Origin of the sequence: Pseudomonas sp. (assembly GCF_030690725.1) — a bacterium.
Taxonomy (GTDB): Bacteria; Pseudomonadota; Gammaproteobacteria; order Pseudomonadales; family Pseudomonadaceae; genus Aquipseudomonas.
The window spans coordinates 1-17,341 of the sequence record NZ_JAUYGD010000035.1 but is presented as its reverse complement, the minus strand read 5'-3'; the positions used below and the strand labels follow the sequence as shown (position 1 = coordinate 17,341).

Below are 17,341 nucleotides of genomic sequence, written 5' to 3'. Positions count from 1 at the left end.
GCCGTGCTTTAAGGCATGCCCAGTTACGTGTTGCACGCAGTTTTCGTAGGGTGGGTTAGTGGCGCAGAGACAAGTTAGCAAGGTCACTGCGGTATTGGTGCGCCACGTAACCCACCAAGCGTTAGTCGGTCTGCCAGCTCTGGTGGGTTACGGCGCAACGGATTGCGCATCACCGGATCGCCTGTGGTCATGCGCCTAACCCACCCTACGGATTACTGCGCCTCCAGGCATCATCTGGTGGGCCCACAGACTTCAACACTTAACTGGTGCATGGCCCTCGATTAAGCCCCGAAGCGCTGCAGCTGCATCTCCTGCAAGCGGCTTAGGGTGCGGCGAAAGGCGAAGCTCAGGTAGCCCTCGGTATAGAGTTCGGCGAGCGGCACCTGGGCTTCGAGGTACAGCGGCACCTTGCGGTCGTAGCACTCATCCACCAGGGCGATAAAGCGTCGCACGCTGTCATCCTTGACCGACAGGGCGGGTAACTGGCGGTCACCGGCCTGCACCCGCTCAACGCCATCTTCGGTGCCGCGGGCAATCTTCGCCGCGCGTTGCGGGCTGCTCAGGTTGGGCACCTCGCTAAGCAGAATGGCCTGGAAGCGGTCGCACAGGGTGATAAAGTCTGGCGCGGCCAAGGGCTGCTCGCACAGATCGGCAAAGCGGCACCAGAGCACGCCGTCGCAGTGGCGCAAGGCCTGCACGCTGCGGTTACCCAGGTAGAGGGGCTGATCACTGCTGGGCCGGCCTGCGGCCAGCTGGCTAAAGGTCCGGCTCAGCACACTGGGCAGTCCAGGCGTGGCAACCCAGTAACGGGTATGCGCGGCGCCTGGGTGCAGGCGATGGTCTTGCTCGCCGTTGATGCTCACCACCTGCATATGCCGCTGCAGGGCGGCCACCGCAGGTAGAAAGCGCTCGCGGTTAAAGCCTTCGGCATACAGCAGTTCAGGCGGCTGGTTGGAGGTGGCCACCAGCACCACGCCCTGTTCGAACATCACCTGAAACAGCCGGCCGAGAATAATCGCATCGCCGATATCGCTGACAAACAGCTCATCGAAGCACAGCACGCGCACCTCAAGGCTCAGCTCCACGGCCAGGGCCTGCAGCGGGTCCGGCGTGCCGGTGAGCTGAAACAGGCGCATATGCACCCAGCGCATAAAGTGGTGAAAGTGCTGACGCCGCGCCGGGACTTTCAGGCCTTTGTAAAAGCTGTCCATCAGCCAGGTCTTGCCACGGCCAACCGGCCCCCACAGATACACCCCGTTGATTGGATGCGTTGGTGTGGCCTGGTGCAAGGCCTGGTGACAGTCGTGCAGGGCCTGGGCGGCCTGCCACTGCGCCGGGTCGGATTTAAAACCGTCGCGGTCGATGGCCTGTTGGTAGGCGGCGAGCGGGGAGCTGCAGTCCATCAGCGCGCCTCGATCCGCTTGTGCATACACACCGCAGTGGCAGGGCAGAGGCTGGAGAATTCGGCTGTCTGGCGAATCACTTCAGGCACGTCGGCTCGCTCGACGCTGCTGTAACCACGGCGGCCGAAGAAGGCTTCGGCAGTGTTGGTCAGCAGGTACAGCTCGCGTACGCCGAGTTGCTGTGCATAGGCTTCTATCTCGGCAACCAGCGCGCTGCCATAACCCTTGCCGCGCGCTTCGGGGCTGACCACCAGTGAGCGCAGCAGCGCCACCTCGCCATAAGGCTGCAGGCCAATCAGCGCTTCGGGAGCGTGCGTCGGGCCGGTGGCGATAAAGTGCGCGAAGTGTTCGGCTGCAAGGTCGGCTGTTGGCAGTCCGGCAGCGGCCAGCAACGCCTTGGCGGCCGCAGCCGGCGGGTGACGGTAAAGGTTCATGGGCGTCCATCTGGGCGAGGTAATCGGGTCAGCGTCGCGCTGGCACTTTACCCGAGCGCAGTGCAAAAGACCCACAGCAGTGGGTCTTTTGCATTCAGCTAAGCGGCATCAGCGCCAGCTTAGAATCGGCCAGCCGGCCTGTTGCGCGTGTGCAAGCAGAGTGGGGTCGGGGTTGACCACATAGGGCTTGTCGACCACCTGCAGCAGCGGCAGGTCGTTGCGTGAGTCGGAGTAGAAGTAGGCGCCGTCGAGAACTTCGCCGTGCTCTTGCAGCCAATCACGCAGGCGCGTGACCTTACCTTCGCGGTAGGTCATCACGCCCTGGGTACGGCCGCTGTAGTGGCCGTGTTGAACTTCCAGGTCGATGGCCAGCACTTCCTCGATCTTCAAGCGTGCGGCGACAGCGCTGACCAGAAAATGCGCCGAGGCGGAAATCACCAGCACCCGGTCACCGGCCGCGCGGTGGTTGGCCAGGCAGCGGGTGGCGTCGCTGTAGAAAATCGGCTCGATCACGTCTTCAACAAAGGGCTCGACCACGTGGGCGACTTCCTCCGGCGTGCGGCCCACCAGGGGCGACAGGGTAAAGGCCATATAGTCTTCCATGGCCAGGCTGCCGGCGGCGTATTGGCGCATCAGCTCCTGCTCATGGGCGATAAAACTGTCGGCGTCGGCCCAGCCGAGTTTGACCATTTCCTGGGTCCACAGGCTGGCGCAGTCACCGCCGATTAGGGTTTCGTCCAGGTCGAAAATTGCCAGGGCCATCAGGCCACCTCACAGATTGCGTTGTCTTCAATGTTCAGGTTGATGCGCTGCCCGCTGGCGTGCAGATCCGCCGGGGAGCGGTTGAGCACGTCCACCAGCAGTTCGACGCCGCGCGCCTCGATGCGGTAACGGATTACGTTGCCGAGCAGACGATGGCTGCGGATCTGCCCTTCGATGCTGCCCTGGGCGCCAATCTGGATGGCCTCCGGACGGATCGCCACGCGGCTGTTGACCGGACGCAGCAGCAGGCGGCTGGCGGCATCGGCGTCGAGCAGGTTGTAGTTGCCGATAAAACCGGCGGCAAAGGCATCGGCCGGGGCGGTGTAGAGGGTTTCCGCGTCGCCGCTCTGCACAATCTTGCCGGCGTTCATCAGGAAGATACGGTCGCTCATGACCAGCGCTTCTTCCTGATCATGGGTAACGAAGATGGTGGTCAGGCCCAGCTCCTGCTGGATGCTGCGGATCTGCTCGCGCAGGTGCTTGCGAATCCGCGCATCCAGCGCCGACAGTGGCTCATCGAGCAGCAGCAGGCGCGGGCGGGTGACCAGCGAGCGGGCCAGAGCCACGCGTTGGCACTGGCCACCGGACAGTTGCTGCGGGTAACGGCCGGCGAAGTCATTCAGCTCAACCAGCTCCAGCACTTCCTTGACCCGCTGTTCGGCTTCGCTGCCCTTGACCTTCTGCATGCGCAGGCCAAAGGCGACGTTCTGTTGCACGGTCATATTGGGGAACAGCGCGTAGCTCTGGAACACCATGCCGATGCCGCGTTTTTGCGGGGCTACGGGCACCAGGTCCTCACCGTCGAGCAGAATCTGCCCGCCATTCACTCCAGTTAGACCGGCGATGCAGCGCAGCAGGGTGGATTTGCCGCAGCCAGAGGGGCCGAGCAGGGTGATGAATTCGCCCTTGGCGATCTCGCAGTTGATATCGCTGAAGATCGCGGTATCGCCGTAGCTCTTGTGCAGGCCTTGAATACTCAAATAACTCATGACTTGTCCTTATTCAGGCGGTTGGCCGCCCAGGTCATCAGCAGCACGAACAGGAAGTAGGAAATCACCAGGGCGCTGGTGAAGTGGCCGCTGTCGTTGCGCATGTTGTAGAGGTACACCTGCAGGGTTTCATAGCGGCTGCCGACCAGCAGGTTGGCGAACACGAACTCACCGAACAGGAAGCTGAAGGAGAGAAACACCGAGACCATCAAGCCCTTGCGCAGGTTGGGCAGCACCACCATAAAGGCCGCGCGCCAGGTGCTGGCGCCGAGCAGGTGGGCGGCGTCCATCAGGTCGCGCAGGTTGATCGCCTGCAGGTTGTTACTGATGGCCCGGTACATAAACGGCAGGGCGATGGTGAAGAAGCAGCCAATCAGAATCCACGGCGTACCGAGGATCGGCAGCGGGCCGCCGGCGAACAGCTGCATCAAGCCGACCGAGGACACCACCGGCGGGATGGCGAACGGCAGCAGGATCAGCACGTTCATCACCGCATCGAGCTTGGGGAAGTGATAACTGACCACAAACAGCAGCGGCAGAATCAGCACCAATGACAGCGCTAGCGCCGCCAAGCAGACCAGCAGTGAGCGGCCAAACGCGGCGAGAAAGCGCGCATCGCTCCACAGCGCCAGGTACCACTTGAAGGTCAGCCCGCTGGGTAGCACGCTGGCCGACCAGCTGGTGGAGAACGAGTAGAGCAGGGTGCCGAGCAGCGGTAGCAACAGGATCAGCAGCAGGCTGTAGACCACCAACTGGTGGAACAGCGGCGAGCGTTTTTCAGCGTGGGACATGGTAGCTCCGGCGCAGCAGCCATTGGTGAACGATGGTGATCAGGGTCATCAGGCCAACCAGAATCATCGCCAGGGCACTGGCCATATTCGGGTCGAGGAAGATGTCGCCGGAAACCATGGCGGCAATCCGAATCGGCAGGATATTGAAGTTGCCCGTGGTCAGCGCATACACCGTGGCGTAGGCACCAAGGGCGTTGGCCAGCAGAATCACGAAGGTGCCGAGCAGCGCGGGGGTCAGTACCGGTAAGCCGATATGCCGCCAGAACTGCCAGTTGCTTGCGCCGAGTAACTCGGCCGATTCGCGCCAGTCTTCACGCAGGGCGTCGAAGGCCGGGTAGATCAGCAGCACACCCAGGGGAATCTGGAAGTAGGTGTAGAGCACGATCAGGCCGGTTTTCGAATAGAGGTTGAAATCCTCGATGATCCCGGCCTGCTTGAGCAGGATGGTCAGTGCGCCGTTAAACCCCAACAGGATGATAAAGGCGAAGGCCAGCGGCACCCCGGAGAAGTTGCTGGTCATGTTGGAAAACGCCATGACGAAGTCGCGCAGCCGGCTATCAACCTGACGCAGCGAGTAGCTGCCGAGAATGGCGATGCTGATGCCGATCAGGCTCGACCAGAACGCCACTTCCAGGCTGTGACGCATGGCCTGACGGTAGAACGGCGAGGCGAAGGCCTGCTGGAAATTGCCCAGGCCCCAGCCCTCGGTGGTGTGTAGGCTGTTGCTGGCCACCCAGAGCAGCGGGGCGATCTGAAAAGCGATAAAGAACAGGGCAAAGGGCAGCAGGCACAGCAGTGCCAGCCATTTGCCGCGCAGGGCAGGTATCACGATAAAAGCTCCCGGCAGACAGGTTTGTCGTGGGCCACGCCGAGCAGTTCACAGACCGTGCCGCACAACTCCAGCTGTTTCGGCTGGGCGTTGGGGTCGAGGCTGAAGGCGCTGCCAAGTACCAGCAGCGGTACTTCGCGTTCTTCCGGCAGCAGGCCGTTGTGGCTGCGGTCGTTGTTCATGCCGTGGTCGGCGGTCACCAGAATCTGGTAGCCGGCGTCGAGCCAGGGCTGGATATATTCGGCCAGCAGCACATCGGCCATGCGCGCGCTGTTGCGGTACTGTGCGCTGTCGAGGCCGTGCTTGTGGCCGGCGTCGTCGATATTCATCGGGTGCACCAGCAGCAGATTGGGCGCATGGCGCAGGCGCAGGCTTTCCGCGTCGGCGAACAGGTGCGAATCCGGGTAATGGTCGGCGTAGTAGAAATGGCCGTACTGAATCGGCAGGTTGGCGTCTGCCGTATGACGGTCGCGCGCCGCCTGAAATGGCGAGCGGTTATACAGCTCGCTGACCCAGTGATAGGCCGCCGCAGCGGTAATCAGCCCAGCGTCGCGGGCGTAGTGGAACATGCTGCGCTGGGTCGACAGGCGCGCTACATCGTTATTGACGATGCCGCTGTCGATGGGCGCAACACCGGTCAGAATCGCTTCATAGAGCGGGCGTGACAGGGCCGGGAGTTCACAGTCGAGCTTATACAGCGCGGCGCGTCCAGCCTGGCAGTAAGCCTGCAGATGCCCCAGCGCATGCTGAGCCACCTGATAGCTCAAGCCATCCAGAACCACGAGGATGACGTTGTGCGACATGATTGAAAGCCTTAGCAACCGAATCGGCCCCGGAGTGTATCCGGGGCCAGATTGCATTAGTTCATATTGATGATGACGTGTTCCTGCCACAGGCGCGGCAGTGCTTTGGAAGTGGCTTCCCAGGCAGCAGCATCCTTGATCGGCTGAACCTTGGCGTATTGCTCCTGCGGCAGCAGCTTGGCTTGTACTTCGGCTGGCAGGGTCAGGTGCTCGGCGCGGATAGGCCGGGCGTTGCCTTTGGCCAGGTTGATCTGGCCGGCGTCGCTCAAGATGTACTCACGCGCCAGTTTGGCCGCGTTGGGGTTTTTCGCCCACTTGTTGATGATGGTGCTGTAGCCGGAGATCACCGAACCATCGGAAGGGATCAGCACTTCGAAGCGGCTTGGGTCGATCTGGTCGCGGTAGCTCAGGCCGTTGAAGTCCCATACCACGCCCACTTCCACTTCGCCTTTTTCCAGGGTCTGGATGGTTGGGTTGGCCAGCGACAGGCGGCCTTGCTTGGCCAGTTCACCGTAGAAATCCAGCGCCGGTTGCACGTTGCTTTCATTACCGCCCATGGCGATGGCGGCAGCCAGTACGCCGTTTACAGCTTGTGCGGCGGTGCTGACATCGCCGGCAGAGACTTTGTAGGTGCCCTTTTTCAGGTCAGCCCAGGAACGCGGGATGTCCTTGACCAGTTGCTTGTTGACGATAAAGGCGATGGAGCCGGTGTAGGCGAGCATCCAGTGGCCGTCGGTGTCCTTGGCCCAGGCTGGAATCTGCTCCCAGGTGCTCGGCTTATAGGGCTGGGTTACACCCTGCTGCACGGCGATGGGGCCAAAGGCTGCGCCTACGTCGCCGATATCGGCGGTGGCGTTGTCTTTTTCAGCGGCGAACTTGGCAATTTCCTGGGCCGAGCTCATGTCGGTATCCATATGCTTCAAGCCATACAGTTTGTTCAGGTCAACCCAGGTGTCTTTCCAGTTGGCCCAGCTGTCCGGCATACCCACACTGTTCACCGCGCCTTCAGCGCGCGCGGCCTTTTCCAGTGCTTGCAAGTCCGTTTCAGCAGCCATGGCCGAGGTGGCCAGGGCGATGGCTGAGCCCATCAGTGAAGCCAGCAGCAGTTGTTTCATTGGAAACTCCTTTGCGATTGAAGTGCGTGCAGTGAAAAGTTCTGGTCTAGATCAGCAAGACCCAGGCCAATTTAGGCTTGTTAAATGACAGTTTTATGTACGTTGGTCATTTACCGGCTCGAGCCGGGTTGCACAAACTGGCGCACCACTAGCGTAGACCATGAATAAATTCAGTCATGTATGGCCTGCAGCCCAAGTTTTATCAGCTTTTACTGGCGCTGAAAGAAAGTTGTCATGGCGTGGTCATCAAGACTGCTTAAACTTGAAACATGGTTTTTACTGCTGCATTCACATGTTGATGCCCCGAAATGGGGCTGGACTAGTCCAATTTTGGAGGTCTTGATGCGCGATGAAGCGCCGCGGGCAGTCACAGCTATATGCCGGGCATTGGAAGAGCAGATCGAACACGGCCTGTTGCCGTCAGGAAGTCAGTTGCCGGCCGAGCGTAAGCTCAGCGAGGTATTCGATACCACGCGCATCACCCTGCGTGAGGCGCTGGGCCAGCTTGAGGCCCAGGGGCTGATCTACCGCGAGGAGCGTCGCGGCTGGTTTGTTTCGCCGCCGCGCGTGGCCTACAACCCGCTGGTGCGCAGCCACTTCCACGCCATGGTCGGCGAGCAGGGCCGGGTGCCGGCCACCGAAGTGCTTAGCGCCAAGCTGATCCCGGCCAGCGCCGAGATCTGTCAGCTACTGGCCTTGCCGGCGCTGTCCAGCGTCTATCAGATCCGTCGTGCACGGCGCATCGACGGCCGTCTGGTGCTGTACGTCGAGCACTACCTCAATCCGAATTACTTTGCCGGCATTCTGGATTTCGACCTGACCCGCTCGCTGACTGAGCTATATGCCAGCGAATACGGCATTCATTACGGCCGAGTGCGCTTCGACATGGTGCCCACGGCGTTACACAGCGAAGCCGCGTCGGCATTGAAAGTTGCGGTGGGCAGCCCGGCGCTGCGTATCGTGCGGATCAACCGCGACCAGCATGGCCGACTGATTGACTGCGATCTGGAGTTCTGGCGCCACGACGCTCTGCATGTAAGCGTCGAGGTACCGGAGTAGGGGGCTTCAACCGCTGCTCGTAGGATGGCGTCGAGCGAAGCGATACCCATCAAGGCATTAGTGGATACACCGCGATGATGGGTTGGCAAAACTGTAGCCCGGATGAAATCCGGGAATTCCGAGAGCCACTCAAGCAGCACCCGGATTGCATCCGGGCTACCTGTTTATCGGGATCACGGCAGCTCGGCGCTGGCGTAAAACGCCGTCAGCACTTTCACCAGATGCGCCAGGTCATGGCTACCGGCCAGTTCGCGGATTGAGTGCATGGCGAAGGTCGGCAGGCCGATGTCCACGGTGCGCACGCCCAGCTGGCTGGCGGTGATCGGGCCGATGGTCGAGCCACAACCCATGTCGCTGCGGGTGACGAAACTCTGCACCGGTACTTCATTTTCCAAGCACAGATGACGGAAGAACCCAGCGGTTTCGCTGTTGGTGGCGTAGCGTTGGTTGCTGTTGATCTTGATCACCGGGCCGGCGTTGAGCTTGGGGCCATGGTTCTGGTCATGCTTGTCGGCATAGTTGGGGTGTACGCCGTGGGCGTTGTCCGCCGAGACCAGCAGAGAGCGTTGGATGGTACGGACGAAGGCGTCGCCGTCTGGCAGCACGCGACGCAGCACCTGTTCGAGCATCGGGCCATCGGCGCCGCAGGCCGAGCAGGAGCCGACTTCCTCGTGGTCGGTGCACACCAGCACGCAGCTTTCTTCATCTGGCGCGGCCAGCAGCGCCTGCAGCCCGGCGTAGCAGGACAGCAGGTTGTCCAGTCGCGAGCCGGCAATAAAGTCGCCATTCAGGCCAATCACCGCAGCACTTTGCGTGTCGTAGAAGCTCAGTTCGTAATCGAGCACTGCATCGGCGCTGAAGTCGTGCTCGCGGGCCAGTTGATCGGTAATCAGCGCGCGGAAATCGGCCGGCTCATCGCCGGATAGCTGCGCGAGGATTGGCGGCAGCTCGATCTGCTGGTTGATCGCCCAGCCCTGGTTGGCTTCACGGTTAAGGTGAATGGCCAGGTTGGGAATGATCGCAATCGGTTTCTGGAAGTCGATCAGCTGGCTTTCCACCTTGCCGTCACGGCGGTAGGTCACCCGGCCGGCCAGCGACAGGTCGCGGTCGAACCAGGGCGCCAGCAATGCGCCGCCGTACACCTCAACACCGAGCTGGAAAAAGCCCTGTTGCTGCAGCTCCGGTTGCGGTTTGACCCGCAGGCACGGGCTGTCAGTGTGCGCGCCAACCAGGCGAATGCCGCCTTCCAGTGGCGCGCGCTTGCCCAGCTTGAAGGCGATGATCGAGGAGTCGTTGCGCGTCACGTAATAGCGGCCGCCGGACTCGGTGTGCCAGCTGGCGCGCTCGTCCAGGTGTTGAAAACCGGCCGCTTCAAGGCGCAGTGCCAGGCTGGCGGTGGCATGAAAAGGGGTTGGCGAGGCCTTGAGGAACTCGATCAGGCCTTGATTCAAATCTTCGCGCATAGGGCACTCCAGACGGCAATCGGCCGAGTTTAGCGGATTTGCTAAAGGCGCTGTTGTGCCGCAACGCTGCTTGTCAGGCCAATCGCATGGGCGCGAGGTGTTTGTCGCGGCTGAAGCCTCGCCCACGGTTTTGCCTTAGGCGGTCAGAGCAGGCGGCAGCTTCATATTGTGGGAGGCGCTTTAGCGGCGAGCTGTCGCGGTCGCGATGCTGACCAGGCTCAGCAGATAACCGTCGAATTCGGCGAACTGGCCTTCCAGCTCGCTGCCGGCGGGCCAGTCGGCATGCAGGTCAATCAGCAGACGCATACGCACTTTATTGTCGGCGTCGACGCTGAGCAGTTCGGCATCCTGAAAGTAGAAGTGCTGCAATACCTGCGGGTAAAGCGCCTTGAACAGGCTTTCCTTAAGCGAGAAGGTCAGGCTGATGCGTTGCGCGCGCTGTTCGGTCGGCAAGGCTTCTAGGCGGAACAGTTCGGCTGGCGTGAGGATCTCAGCGGCCAGGCGTTCGGCGCGGCTGGCTGGCATGATCTGCTCGATATCCAGACCCAGGCCGCGCCAATCTGCGTTATTACCCACCACGGCGCCGGCCCAGCCGCTGCCGTGGGTGATCGAGCCGACCATGCCGACTGGCCACTGCGGCGCACGGTCCTCACCGCAGGCCGGCGTGGCAGCTGTGCCAGTCACGCGCAGCAAGGCTTCACGCGCACACAGGCGCCCGGCCAGGTATTCGGCCTGGCGTTTGGCCACGCCGCGCACCGGCTCGACCGCGCAGCGGCTGAAGTCTGCTGCATCCAGCAGCTCGGGAGTAAAGCGGGTGCTGATCAGCTGCACCGATGGCAGCGTATGCGGCAGTGGCCAGTGGTCATTCAGCGGGCTGCAGCAGGGTGGTAGGTAGGCTGTATTCATCGGCCTATTCTGCCGCGCGGCGGTTTGTACGGCCAGCCGCTGCGGGCGTTTACATTTCTTTGCAAAGCGGCAACAAAGCTAAACGGAGTTGCCCAGGCTTTTTTGCCACACTGCGGCATGCGTTTCTTCGGGGACGCAGGTGAGGTTGTAGCTGGCGCAGGCGTGAGGCTTGTTCCGGCATTTCTCTGAGAATGAGTACGGGAGCCCGTTTGGGCTCCCGTTTTTTTATGGCCTGCCATCCGTGGCGGCCACCCTTCGGGCCGTCGCTGCGCGACGTTAAAAATTGCTCCAGGTAATTTTTTATGGCCCGCCTTCGATGCTGGCCACCCTACCGGCCGTTGCTGCGCTATTTGCCCACCAGGCTTATACGTCTACTGCCAGGTATCGAGTCGCGGGCGGCAATGATGCTGCGGTCCAAATCGCCCTTGAGGGTTTCGAACAGGTCGCGGGTAAACACGCGATTACCGATGTACCAGGAGTGATCCTTGCTGCCGAGAAAGCTTTGCGGTTGGTCGCGGGCTTGCAGGGCTTTGTCGCTTAGCAGCAGCTGGTGGTAAGCGGTGCAGTCGACATCGGCTGTCGAGTCCGGCGCGTTATCCGGCAAGCCCACACGGCCGGCGCGTGGCGCGACGCCGGCGCGTTTGACGTTGGACAGTTTCAGCACGCTGTCGCCCAAGCTGAAATAGTTGGTCAAGCGCGTGCAGTGGCGGTACAACGAATCACTGCTGGCATGGCCCTGGCTCAACGATGAGGCCGAGACATCGGCGCCGATAAAGCACAGCTGACTGATCATCCAACTGTTGTTTTCCAGCCGTGCGTCGTCGGCGTCGTCGAAAGCCTCGCGCACCACGTAGGCACCCATGGAGTGGGCAAGAATATGCGTGTTCACCGCGCAATCCGGGGTCTGCTTGGCTGCCAGTAGAGCAATCAGGTCGGTAACCAGCTGCATGGCGCTGAGCTTGGCGTCGTGGCGGTCTTCCAGATAACCGACGGTCTTGTTGTCGCTGGGCCAGTCGAACGACACCACAACGCCTTTCCAGCCCAGGGCCTTGAGGTCGCTCTGCAATTGGCGATGGCGCTTGAGCACCTCATCGCCAGGATTGTTGTAGCCATGCACGTAAACCAGGATGTCGCCGCGCTCGGCGCCGGTGCGCTCATCCGTGCCCCAAATGGCCTCGGCCAGCAACTGTTGCACCCAGGCCTTGACCCAGATTTCACCCATGCGCCCGTGTTTGGGGATGGGCTCGTCGGCATCCGCAGGCACCAGCAACATATGTGAGGGGCCGGGTTCGGCCTCGAACGCGGCTTGTTTGACACGGCGGGCGCTGACTACAAAGTCGTTCATCGCGAGTACTCCTTGGCTGTTTCATAAGTGGCTCCATGCGCTGCGTCTACGACCTGGCTGGCGTATCTGAGCCGATAAGGCCCAGTCGGCTTGCGTGCCGAAATCACTGGGTGGGCGGCAAGCAACGCCAAGCCGTGGTCGCTACAGCGCCGCTCCCGGTTGCGTATTTTTTCGCCTGCTAGTCAGGCTAGTTCCACTGCTCAGGTGCAACAAAAAACTGCGGCACGGGGTGATGAACGGCTTTGCCCAGCGAATAGCTGCTCGAACACGCACAACGGCTATGCACGGTGCGCAAAACCAGTGCCGCTGGCTGCGTGCTAATCTGCCAGAACGGCCGATTTAGAGCCTTTTTGCGAGCCTGCCGATGCCTGCTGTCGATTCCTCTGTGCACCTGATGCGCGGCACTGCCGCCTACCGGCGCGCGACTCTGGCGCTGTTCTGCGCCGGGTTTGCCACCTTTGCCTTGCTCTATTGTGTGCAGCCGCTGTTGCCGCTGCTGGCCGCGCATTTTTCCGTATCGGCGGCGGGCAGCAGCCTGGCGTTATCGTTGACTACCCTGAGCCTGGCCGTCTGCCTGCTGGTATCCGGTGCGCTGGCTGAGAGCTGGGGGCGCAAGCCGGTGATGGTGGCGGCCCTGGGGCTTGCGTCGCTGTTGGGGATTGCCTGCGCGCTGGTGGATAGCTGGGATCATCTGCTCTGGCTGCGTGCCTTGCTTGGCCTGGCCTTGAGTGGATTGCCGGCGCTGGCCATGGCTTATGTTGGCGAGGAGTTCGACCCCGAGGCGCTGCCAGCGGCGATGGGCCTGTATATCGGCGGCACCGCTTTAGGTGGTTTGCTTGGGCGTTTGCTGGCCGGCCTGCTCAGTGACCTCGGCGGCTGGCCGCTGGCCTTGGCTGGGATTGCCGGCATGGGTTTGCTGGCGCTGGGCTTGTTTGTCTGGCTGCTGCCGCCGTCGCGGCATTTCACCGCGCAGTCGCTGTCGCTACGCGGCCTGCTACGCAACTTTGCCTTGCACCTGGGTAATGGCGAGTTGCGCCGCCTGTTTCTCCTGGCATTTCTGTTGATGGGCGGCTTTGTCGCGCTGTTCAACTACGTCGGCTTTCGCCTGGCGGCGGCGCCGTTCAATCTGTCGTCCAGCCTGATCGGCCTGCTGTTTACGGTGTACCTGCTGGGCATCGTCAGCGCCGGTTGGGCGGGGCGATTGGTGCCACGCCTGGGCGCACGCCAGGTGATGCAGGGCGGCATTGGCATCATGCTGCTCGGCGTTGCGCTGTGTGCCACGCCCTGGCTGAGCGCGGCGGTGGCGGGGCTGGCCTTGTTCACTCTGGGCTTCTTTGCCGCTCATGCGGTGGCCAGCGGCCAGGTGGGGCAGCGCGCGCATGGCGCCAAGGCGCAGGCTTCGGCGTTGTACCTGTGCGCCTACTACCTGGGTTCCAGCGTGATTGGCTACGCTGCCGGGTATATCTGGGAGCATGCGGGCTGGCTGCCGATGCTGGCGGTGTTGGCGGCTTTGTTTGTCGCTGCTGGGGGCTGCGCGCGCAAGCTGTAGAGCCTGTGGTTGGACACAAAGCTCGCGGGCATGGCCCGCTCCTACATTCGCGCGGCAGGCAGCAGGCCGTTCAGCGTTTGTTCAGCAAGGGTTCAGTGGGCGTTCAGCTTGGGGTAGGCAACATGGACCTCGAGTTAAGCAACACCGACTAACCACTGAGGACACACCATGAACCGCACTCTTAGCAAACTGGCCCTGGCTACTTCCCTGACCTTCGCTGCGGCTGCGGCCAATGCCGGCGACAACTTTGTTGGTCTGACCTGGGGGCAGACCGATAACAACATTCAGAAGTCCAGCGCGCTCAACAGCAACCTGAACAACCCCAAGCTCGACAAGGTGATCAACGACACTGGCACCTGGGGCGTGCGTGCCGGTCAGGTCAGTGAGACAAACCGTTACTACATGACCTACGAGAATGTCTCGGACAGCGATAGCGGCAACAAGATGCGTCAGCAGAACCTGCTGGGTAGCTACGATGTGTTCCTGCCGATTGGCGACTACAACACCAAGCTGTTCGGCGGCGCTACCGCCGGCCTGGTCAAGCTGGAGCAGGAGAGCAAAGGCTTCAAGCGTGACAGCGATATCGGCTATGCCCTCGGCCTGCAGGCTGGCATTCTGCAAGACATCAACCAGAATGCCTCGATTGAGGCGGGCTACCGCTACCTACGCACCAATGCCAGCACCGAAATGGCGCCACACGGCGCAGGCAAAGCCGGCTCGCTTGACCTGCACAGCAGCGGCCAGCTTTACCTGGGTGCCAACTACAAGTTCTAAGAACTTGCCTCGGACCTGCTGCGCGTCGGCCAAACTGCGTTGAAAACGGCCTCGGAATGCTCATTTACACCTCGTAAACTGCGCTTCCTCGGCCGTTCTCGCCTTGTTTGGCTCTAGCTCGCGAGATCCGATTCAGGTTCTACGCAGCAGGTAGGCCAAAAGGGCCGGGCACAATGCCCGGCCGCTTTATTGGAGGAATTTGCAGGATGAAACTGTTGGTCGTGGAAGATGAAGCGCTGCTGCGTCACCACCTCTATAGCCGGTTGGGCGAGCAGGGCCATGTGGTCGATGCCGTGGCCAATGCCGAAGAAGCCCTGTATCGCGCTGCCGAATACAACCATGACCTGGCGGTGATCGACCTCGGTCTGCCAGGCATGAGCGGGCTGGACCTGATTCGCCAGTTGCGCAGTCAGGACAAGAGCTTCCCCATTCTGATCCTCACCGCCCGTGGCAACTGGCAGGACAAGGTCGAAGGCCTGGCCGCCGGTGCCGATGATTACGTGGTCAAACCCTTTCAGTTCGAAGAGCTGGAAGCGCGCCTGAACGCCTTGCTGCGCCGCGCCTCGGGCTTTACCCAGGCGAGTATTGCCGCCGGCCCGCTCGTGCTCGACCTCAACCGCAAACAGGCGCTGCTCGATGGCGAAGCCCTGCAACTGACCGCCTACGAGTACCGCATTCTCGAATACCTGATGCGCCACCAGCAGCAGGTGGTGGCCAAGGAGCGGCTGATCGAGCAGCTCTACCCGGACGACGAAGAGCGCGACCCCAACGTGATCGAGGTGCTGGTCGGCCGGCTGCGCCGCAAGCTTGAAGGCCAGCAGGATTTCAAACCCATCGAAACCGTACGCGGCCAGGGCTACCTGTTTACCGAGCGCTGCCGATGAGCGATGCCGAGCTGAGCACACCGGCCGCCCGCCGTCGTGGCGAGTCCCTGCGCCTACGGCTGATGCTCGGCACTGCGGTGCTGGCCGTGCTGTTTATGCTGGCGCTGCTGCCGGCTTTGCGCGGCGCTTTTGTGATTGCCCTGGAGCAATCCATCGAAAAACGCCTGGCTTCGGATGCCACTGCCTTGGTCTCGGCGGCGCGCACCGTAGACGGTCGGCTGACCATGCCTGACAAATTGCCGGATGAAGAATTCGACACGCTGGAAGCCAAGCTGCTGGGCTTTATCTACGACCGCCAGGGCACACTGGTCTGGCAGTCGCGCTCCTCGCTGGATGAAAGCGTCAGCTACCGCCCGCGCTACGACGGCCGTGGCCACGAGTTTGTGCGCATCACCGATGCTCAGGGCCGCGAGTTCTTTGTCTACGACGTGGAAATCGACCTGCTGCGTGGGCAGAGCGCCGCCTTCAGCGTGGTTACCATGCAGCCGGCCAGTGATTACCAGGCCATGTACGACGGCTTTATGGGCCAGCTCTACCTCTGGCTCGGTGGCGCGCTGTTGGTGCTGCTCGGGCTGCTGTGGTTCGGCCTGACCTGGGGCTTTCGCAGCCTGCGCGGGCTTAGCGCCGAGCTGGACCAGGTCGAGGCGGGCACCCGCGCCGGCCTGAGTGAAGAACACCCGCGCGAGCTGCTGCGCCTGACCGGCTCGCTCAACCGCCTGCTGGAAAGTGAACGCCAGCAGCGCGAGCGCTACCGGCATTCGCTGGACGATCTGGCGCACAGCCTGAAAACCCCCTTGGCCGTGCTGCAAAGCGTGGCGGAAGTGATCGACAAGCAGCCGCAGAACCGCGAACAGTCGCAGGTGCTGCAACAGCAGATCGAGCGCATGAGCCAGCAGATCGGCTACCAGCTGCAGCGCGCCAGCCTGCGCAAAAGCGGGCTGATCCGCCACAGCGCGCGCCTGGCCCCCTTGCTCGACACCCTCTGCGGCGCGCTGGACAAGGTCTACCGCGACAAACAGGTGCAAGTGCTGCGCGACTTTGCCGCTGAACAGCACCTGCCGATGGAACGCGGCGCGCTGCTGGAGTTGCTCGGCAACCTGCTGGAGAACGCCTACCGCCTGTGCCTCGGCCAGGTACGCGTGAGCGTGCGTCAGCAGGGCGGTGTGCTTGAGCTTTGCGTGGAAGACGACGGCCCCGGGGTGCCGGCCGATCAGCGCGAACGCATTCTGCGCCGTGGCGAGCGGCTGGATGCCCAGCATCCGGGGCAGGGTATTGGTACGGCGGTGGTCAAGGACATCATTGAAAGTTACGACGGTGAATTGCTGCTGGAGGATTCGGCGTTGGGTGGGGCGAGTTTTCGCGTGCGCCTGCATGAGTGAGGCACGCGCTTAGCTCGCCAGCACCAGATAAACCACCACCATCAGCACAATCAGGCCCAACCAAACCAGGGCGTTGGTCCTGCTCAGGCCGACGATGCCGGCACCGCGCAGGCGAATCGGCGGGTTTTCTTCGAGGTAGAGGTTCATCTGCTCTTGGGCAGCCTCCGGGCTGATGCCCTGGTTCAGGCTGAGCATGCGAATGGCCTGGTCGTGATCGCCGCGCTGTATGGCCTGCAAGACGGGTTCGGGTAGCTGGGACATAAGACATTTCCTCCAGTAGAGATAGTTTTAGAGGGCGGCCATCGTTCAGTGTTCGACACTTTTCTTCTGAAGGCATAACGCTGGCTTCGTAGGAGGGGCTTTAGCCGCGAACTTTGCTGTTTTTTGCGTTGTTAGGACTTTCGGCGGAAAGGTCATTAGCGTGGTGACTTTGGGTTTTGGTTTCGCCCCTTACGGGCGAGTCACTTTTTCTTGTGTGGCCAAGAAAAAGTAACCAAAAAGAAGGCCACCCCTACATCCGGCTCCGGCTGCGCCGGGGTTCCCTCGTTCCATCACCACTCCAGGGGCCCGCCGCGAAGGGCCATCCCTGGCCCATCGCGGCTCTCGCGACATCCATGTCGCTCAACCCCTTACGCGGCGATTCCACTCGGCCTCCTGAAGGGGATTTTGGCTGCGTCTGTGCGAATGCGGTTTCACAGCAAAAGCTCAGACGCTGTGGACTTTTACTTTGTGGAGCTTTCGCAAGCGCGCATCCGGGGCCCGTCAGGAGGCCGAGTGGAGGTGCTGTGGAGAGGGGCGTTTGGCATGGATGCCAAACGAGGAACGATGGGCCAGGGATGGCCCACCGTGACGACCC

Annotated in this window: 17 protein-coding genes; 5 read left to right on the top strand and 12 right to left on the bottom strand. The window is 61.8% G+C overall.

All coding sequences use genetic code 11. The features are described 5' to 3' along the window. Positions 1 to 281: 281 nt before the first annotated feature. The 8 genes from zapE to Q8O69_RS08545 form a co-directional block, all read right to left on the bottom strand. Positions 282 to 1,403 carry a cell division protein ZapE gene (gene zapE, locus Q8O69_RS08580; RefSeq protein ID WP_305591266.1) on the bottom strand — a complete coding sequence of 374 codons (1,122 nt, stop codon included), beginning with the start codon at positions 1,401 to 1,403 and terminating at the stop codon, positions 282 to 284. Then, entirely contained in the window at positions 1,403 to 1,837 is a 435-nt protein-coding gene (arsN2, locus tag Q8O69_RS08575; RefSeq protein ID WP_305591264.1) for an arsenic resistance N-acetyltransferase ArsN2, read from the bottom strand. Before arsN2 ends, zapE begins: the two co-directional genes overlap by 1 nt. 108 nt (positions 1,838 to 1,945) lie before the next feature. After that, complete coding sequence (locus tag Q8O69_RS08570) at positions 1,946 to 2,599, bottom strand: HAD family phosphatase (protein ID WP_304865239.1); 654 nt, start codon at positions 2,597 to 2,599, stop codon at positions 1,946 to 1,948. Next, positions 2,599 to 3,588 carry an ABC transporter ATP-binding protein gene (locus Q8O69_RS08565; RefSeq protein ID WP_305591262.1) on the bottom strand — a complete coding sequence of 330 codons (990 nt, stop codon included), beginning with the start codon at positions 3,586 to 3,588 and terminating at the stop codon, positions 2,599 to 2,601. The genes Q8O69_RS08570 and Q8O69_RS08565 overlap by 1 nt, the downstream gene beginning before the upstream one ends. After that, positions 3,585 to 4,379: an ABC transporter permease gene (locus tag Q8O69_RS08560; RefSeq protein ID WP_304865235.1), complete on the bottom strand. Its 795-nt coding sequence runs from the start codon at positions 4,377 to 4,379 to the stop codon at positions 3,585 to 3,587. Before Q8O69_RS08560 ends, Q8O69_RS08565 begins: the two co-directional genes overlap by 4 nt. Beyond that, positions 4,366 to 5,205: an ABC transporter permease subunit gene (locus tag Q8O69_RS08555; RefSeq protein ID WP_305591298.1), complete on the bottom strand. Its 840-nt coding sequence runs from the start codon at positions 5,203 to 5,205 to the stop codon at positions 4,366 to 4,368. Before Q8O69_RS08555 ends, Q8O69_RS08560 begins: the two co-directional genes overlap by 14 nt. Continuing rightward, positions 5,205 to 6,011, bottom strand: coding sequence for an alkaline phosphatase family protein (locus Q8O69_RS08550; protein ID WP_305591260.1), 807 nt, complete (start codon positions 6,009 to 6,011; stop codon positions 5,205 to 5,207). Before Q8O69_RS08550 ends, Q8O69_RS08555 begins: the two co-directional genes overlap by 1 nt. A gap of 56 nt (positions 6,012 to 6,067) precedes the next feature. Continuing rightward, positions 6,068 to 7,126 (bottom strand): ABC transporter substrate-binding protein, encoded by a 1,059-nt coding sequence (locus Q8O69_RS08545; RefSeq protein ID WP_305591258.1) that lies wholly within the window; start codon positions 7,124 to 7,126, stop codon positions 6,068 to 6,070. Between the two features lie 342 nt (positions 7,127 to 7,468). On the opposite strand from Q8O69_RS08545, the gene Q8O69_RS08540 reads away from it, so the two are divergent. Next, positions 7,469 to 8,185, top strand: a complete 717-nt coding sequence (locus tag Q8O69_RS08540) for a UTRA domain-containing protein (protein ID WP_160087426.1) — start codon at positions 7,469 to 7,471, stop codon at positions 8,183 to 8,185. Between the two features lie 173 nt (positions 8,186 to 8,358). Here Q8O69_RS08540 and Q8O69_RS08535 read toward each other — a convergent pair whose 3' ends face one another. The 3 genes from Q8O69_RS08535 to Q8O69_RS08525 all read right to left on the bottom strand — a co-directional run bounded on the left by Q8O69_RS08535 (position 8,359) and on the right by Q8O69_RS08525 (position 11,899). Then, positions 8,359 to 9,648 carry a M18 family aminopeptidase gene (locus tag Q8O69_RS08535; protein ID WP_305591256.1) on the bottom strand — a complete coding sequence of 430 codons (1,290 nt, stop codon included), beginning with the start codon at positions 9,646 to 9,648 and terminating at the stop codon, positions 8,359 to 8,361. A gap of 180 nt (positions 9,649 to 9,828) precedes the next feature. Beyond that, the gene (locus Q8O69_RS08530; RefSeq protein ID WP_305591254.1) at positions 9,829 to 10,554 is read right to left on the bottom strand and encodes a 4'-phosphopantetheinyl transferase; all 726 of its coding nucleotides are present in this window, start codon (positions 10,552 to 10,554) and stop codon (positions 9,829 to 9,831) included. A 346-nt stretch (positions 10,555 to 10,900) separates the two neighbouring features. Then, positions 10,901 to 11,899: an alpha/beta hydrolase gene (locus Q8O69_RS08525; protein WP_305591252.1), complete on the bottom strand. Its 999-nt coding sequence runs from the start codon at positions 11,897 to 11,899 to the stop codon at positions 10,901 to 10,903. A gap of 364 nt (positions 11,900 to 12,263) precedes the next feature. On the opposite strand from Q8O69_RS08525, the gene Q8O69_RS08520 reads away from it, so the two are divergent. The 4 genes from Q8O69_RS08520 (at position 12,264) to Q8O69_RS08505 (ending at position 16,485) form a co-directional block, all read left to right on the top strand. Continuing rightward, positions 12,264 to 13,448 carry an MFS transporter gene (locus tag Q8O69_RS08520; protein ID WP_305591250.1) on the top strand — a complete coding sequence of 395 codons (1,185 nt, stop codon included), beginning with the start codon at positions 12,264 to 12,266 and terminating at the stop codon, positions 13,446 to 13,448. A gap of 168 nt (positions 13,449 to 13,616) precedes the next feature. Continuing rightward, positions 13,617 to 14,222: an outer membrane beta-barrel protein gene (locus Q8O69_RS08515; RefSeq protein WP_305591248.1), complete on the top strand. Its 606-nt coding sequence runs from the start codon at positions 13,617 to 13,619 to the stop codon at positions 14,220 to 14,222. A gap of 206 nt (positions 14,223 to 14,428) precedes the next feature. Next, the gene (locus tag Q8O69_RS08510; RefSeq protein WP_257779154.1) at positions 14,429 to 15,106 is read left to right on the top strand and encodes a response regulator; all 678 of its coding nucleotides are present in this window, start codon (positions 14,429 to 14,431) and stop codon (positions 15,104 to 15,106) included. Further along, positions 15,103 to 16,485, top strand: a complete 1,383-nt coding sequence (locus Q8O69_RS08505) for an ATP-binding protein (RefSeq protein ID WP_305591245.1) — start codon at positions 15,103 to 15,105, stop codon at positions 16,483 to 16,485. The genes Q8O69_RS08510 and Q8O69_RS08505 overlap by 4 nt, the downstream gene beginning before the upstream one ends. Positions 16,486 to 16,494: 9 nt before the next feature. On the opposite strand, the gene Q8O69_RS08500 is transcribed toward Q8O69_RS08505, so the two are convergent. Further along, complete coding sequence (locus Q8O69_RS08500; protein ID WP_305591243.1) at positions 16,495 to 16,746, bottom strand: hypothetical protein; 252 nt, start codon at positions 16,744 to 16,746, stop codon at positions 16,495 to 16,497. Positions 16,747 to 17,341: the final 595 nt, after the last annotated feature.

What these genes read in the sequence shown, in the direction of transcription:
- Q8O69_RS08570 (WP_304865239.1), bottom strand. Translation starts at nt 2,599, where the DNA reads ATGGCCCTGGCAATTTTCGACCTGGACGAAACCCTAATCGGCGGTGAC.
- Q8O69_RS08565 (WP_305591262.1), bottom strand. Translation starts at nt 3,588, where the DNA reads ATGAGTTATTTGAGTATTCAAGGCCTGCACAAGAGCTACGGCGATACC.
- zapE (WP_305591266.1), bottom strand. Translation starts at nt 1,403, where the DNA reads ATGGACTGCAGCTCCCCGCTCGCCGCCTACCAACAGGCCATCGACCGC.
- Q8O69_RS08510 (WP_257779154.1), top strand. Translation starts at nt 14,429, where the DNA reads ATGAAACTGTTGGTCGTGGAAGATGAAGCGCTGCTGCGTCACCACCTC.
- Q8O69_RS08560 (WP_304865235.1), bottom strand. Translation starts at nt 4,379, where the DNA reads ATGTCCCACGCTGAAAAACGCTCGCCGCTGTTCCACCAGTTGGTGGTC.
- Q8O69_RS08505 (WP_305591245.1), top strand. Translation starts at nt 15,103, where the DNA reads ATGAGCGATGCCGAGCTGAGCACACCGGCCGCCCGCCGTCGTGGCGAG.
- Q8O69_RS08500 (WP_305591243.1), bottom strand. Translation starts at nt 16,746, where the DNA reads ATGTCCCAGCTACCCGAACCCGTCTTGCAGGCCATACAGCGCGGCGAT.
- Q8O69_RS08515 (WP_305591248.1), top strand. Translation starts at nt 13,617, where the DNA reads ATGAACCGCACTCTTAGCAAACTGGCCCTGGCTACTTCCCTGACCTTC.
- arsN2 (WP_305591264.1), bottom strand. Translation starts at nt 1,837, where the DNA reads ATGAACCTTTACCGTCACCCGCCGGCTGCGGCCGCCAAGGCGTTGCTG.
- Q8O69_RS08540 (WP_160087426.1), top strand. Translation starts at nt 7,469, where the DNA reads ATGCGCGATGAAGCGCCGCGGGCAGTCACAGCTATATGCCGGGCATTG.
- Q8O69_RS08525 (WP_305591252.1), bottom strand. Translation starts at nt 11,899, where the DNA reads ATGAACGACTTTGTAGTCAGCGCCCGCCGTGTCAAACAAGCCGCGTTC.
- Q8O69_RS08535 (WP_305591256.1), bottom strand. Translation starts at nt 9,648, where the DNA reads ATGCGCGAAGATTTGAATCAAGGCCTGATCGAGTTCCTCAAGGCCTCG.
- Q8O69_RS08520 (WP_305591250.1), top strand. Translation starts at nt 12,264, where the DNA reads ATGCCTGCTGTCGATTCCTCTGTGCACCTGATGCGCGGCACTGCCGCC.
- Q8O69_RS08550 (WP_305591260.1), bottom strand. Translation starts at nt 6,011, where the DNA reads ATGTCGCACAACGTCATCCTCGTGGTTCTGGATGGCTTGAGCTATCAG.
- Q8O69_RS08530 (WP_305591254.1), bottom strand. Translation starts at nt 10,554, where the DNA reads ATGAATACAGCCTACCTACCACCCTGCTGCAGCCCGCTGAATGACCAC.
- Q8O69_RS08545 (WP_305591258.1), bottom strand. Translation starts at nt 7,126, where the DNA reads ATGAAACAACTGCTGCTGGCTTCACTGATGGGCTCAGCCATCGCCCTG.